The sequence below is a fragment of the Tardiphaga sp. genome, from assembly GCF_025356345.1.
Classification (GTDB): domain Bacteria; phylum Pseudomonadota; class Alphaproteobacteria; order Rhizobiales; family Xanthobacteraceae; genus Tardiphaga.
The window spans coordinates 1-2,713 of the sequence record NZ_JANXTC010000001.1; the positions used below are offsets into that span (position 1 = coordinate 1).

3 protein-coding genes are annotated in these 2,713 nt (G+C 65.2%); all 3 read right to left on the minus strand.

Annotated elements, in window-relative coordinates:
* Window positions 1-112: 112 nt before the first annotated feature.
* Window positions 113-334, minus strand: coding sequence for a formate dehydrogenase subunit delta (locus tag Q0S16_RS00005; protein ID WP_295843664.1), 222 nt, complete (start codon window positions 332-334; stop codon window positions 113-115).
* Window positions 312-1,154, minus strand: a complete 843-nt coding sequence (gene fdhD, locus Q0S16_RS00010; protein ID WP_295843666.1) for a formate dehydrogenase accessory sulfurtransferase FdhD — start codon at window positions 1,152-1,154, stop codon at window positions 312-314. Before fdhD ends, Q0S16_RS00005 begins: the two co-directional genes overlap by 23 nt.
* A gap of 2 nt (window positions 1,155-1,156) precedes the next feature.
* Window positions 1,157-2,713: molybdopterin-dependent oxidoreductase (locus Q0S16_RS00015; RefSeq protein WP_295843668.1), on the minus strand; the 1,557-nt coding region annotated here is incomplete at its 5' end.

The following is a 2,713-nucleotide window of genomic DNA, read 5'->3' on the forward strand; positions in this document are numbered from 1 at the left end:
AGCGACGCGGCAATCCAGAGCCACGAGCTCCGCAAGAACTGGATTGCTTCGTCGCAAGGGCTCCTCGCAATGACGGGGTGAGTGATTTGAACTAACATAAAGTCATCATGCTCTAGTTCTTCATCGCCCTGAGCGCGTCGCGGACGTTGGGATCGAGGCCTTCGCCGCCGGCTTCCAGATGCGCCAGGATCTGCTTGCGCATCCGCGGATCCCAGAATTTGCGGATGTGCTCGGTGATCCCCGGAACCGCCTTGGTCTGGCCCTGGCTATTGAAGAAGGTGCCAATCTGGTTGGCCATGTAGATCAGCCGGTCAGGCGACGTCGATGTGTGCATGGTCGATTCCCTGCGCCTGCGCGTCGGACATGACGCGGTGCGGATGCGTGAAAATTTCAAAACCGTCGGCGCGCGCGATCGCCACCAGCGTGATATTGGCGGCCTCGGCGAGGCGGATGGCGAGCGCCGTCGGCGCGGACACCGAGACCATCAAGGTGGCGCCGATCGCGGCGGTCTTCTGCACCATCTCGACGGAGACGCGGCTGGTGAGCAGCACCATTCCCTCATTGGCATCAACCCTGCCCTGCGCCAGCGCGCCGGCCAGCTTGTCGAGCGCGTTGTGGCGGCCGACATCCTCGCGCAGACAGACGATGCCGTGCGCCGGCGTCCAGAACGCCGCCGCATGGACGGCGCGGGTCTCGATATTGATCTTCTGCAGCGGCGCCAGGGACGCCATCGCCGCCATGATCTGTTCGGGTGCGAACGCCCTGCCCGATCCCACGATCGCCGCCGGCTTCACCGCCTCGGCGATCGAATCGATTCCGCACAGCCCGCAGCCGGTGGGGCCGGCGATCTGCCGGCGCCGCGCGCTGATGTTCTCCGCGGTGTCCGTCGCCAGCCACATCCGCAGCTCGATTCCATCGTCGAATTCGACCGCCTCGAACGACAGGATCTCGTCGACCGATTTCACCACACCCTCGCTGAGGCTGAAGCCAACAGCGAAATCGCGCAGCTCGGCCGGCGTCCCCATCATCACGGCATAGGTGCCGCCATTATAGGTGATCGCCAGCGCGGTCTCTTCCGGCACCGCGCGCAAGCCCGCGCTGGCGCCATCGCGGCGCCAGATCGTGCGTGAAACCGAGCGGACCGGATCGGACATCGCTACTCCGCGGCTTCCACCACCGGCATCGCGATGCGGCGCGATTGCCGCGCCTGCTCGTCATATTCCTTCTGCCATTCCGACGGCCCGTTCGAGGGCGATATCTGCACCGCCGTCACCTTGTATTCCGGGCAGTTGGTGGCCCAGTCCGAGAACTCGGTGGTGATGACGTTGGCCTGCGTGGTCGGGTGGTGGAAGGTGGTGTAGACGACGCCGGGCGCGACGCGCTCGGTGAGCAAGGCGCGCAACGTGGTCTCGCCGGCGCGGCTGACCAGCCGGCACCAGTCGCCGTCGCGCACGCCGCGCTGCTCGGCGTCATGCGGATGCATCTCGAGCCGGTCCTCTTCATGCCAGACGACATTGGCGGTGCGCCGCGTCTGGGCCCCGACATTGTACTGGCTGAGGATACGGCCGGTGGTGAGCAGCAGCGGGAAGCGCGGCCCGGTGCGCTCGTCGGTCGGTACATATTCCGTGAGCATGAACTTGCCCTTGCCGCGCACGAAACCGTCGATGTGCATGATCGGCGTACCGAGCGGCTGCTTCTCGTTGCACGGCCACTGCACCGAGCCGATTTCCTCCAGCTTGGCGTAGGACACGCCCTGGAAGGTCGGGGTCAGCAGCGCGATCTCGTCCATGATCTCGGACGGGTGGTTGTAGTGCATCTCGTAGCCCAGCGCCTTGGCGAAGCCGAGCGTGACTTCCCAGTCCTCCAGGCCATTCTTCGGCGCCATCACTTTTCGGACGCGTTGGATGCGGCGTTCCGCATTGGTGAAGGTGCCGTTCTTCTCCAGGAAGGTCGAGCCCGGGAAGAACACATGGGCATAATTGGCGGTCTCGTTGAGGAACAGGTCGTGGACGATGACACATTCCATCGACGACAAAGCGGCGACCACATGCTTGGTGTTGGGATCGGATTGCAGGATGTCTTCGCCCTGCACGTAGAGCCCCATGAAGGTGCCTTCCATCGCGGCGTCGAACATGTTGGGGATGCGCAGGCCAGGCTCATCGTTGAGCTTGACGTTCCACATCGCCTCGAACTGCTCGCGCACCACATCGCCGGAGATGTGGCGATAGCCCGGCAGTTCGTGCGGGAACGAGCCCATGTCGCAGGCGCCCTGCACATTGTTCTGGCCGCGCAGCGGGTTCACGCCGACGCCGGGACGGCCGATATTGCCGGTGGCCATCGCCAGATTGGCGATCGCGATCACCGTGGTCGAGCCCTGGCTGTGCTCGGTGACGCCGAGGCCGTAATAGATCGCGCCATTGCCACCGGTGGCAAACAGCCGCGCCGCCTCGCGCAGCTCCTTCGGGTCGACGCCGATCATGATCGCGGTGGCTTCCGGCGAGTGGTTGGGCTGCGCGACAAAGGCCGCCCAGTCCTCGAACTCGCTCCAGTCACAGCGCTCGCGGATGAAGGCCTCGTCGGCGAGACCCTCGGTGACGATGACATGGGCGATCGCGGTCAGCACGGCGACGTTGGTGCCGGGCAGCAGCGGCAGATGGTGCTGCGCCTCGACATGCGCGGAGCGCACGATGTCGGTGCGGCGCGGATCGACGAC

Excerpts from the sequence above, each read along its gene's own strand:
- fdhD (WP_295843666.1), bottom strand. The coding sequence starts at position 1,154 with ATGTCCGATCCGGTCCGCTCGGTTTCACGCACGATCTGGCGCCGCGAT.
- Q0S16_RS00005 (WP_295843664.1), bottom strand. The coding sequence starts at position 334 with ATGCACACATCGACGTCGCCTGACCGGCTGATCTACATGGCCAACCAG.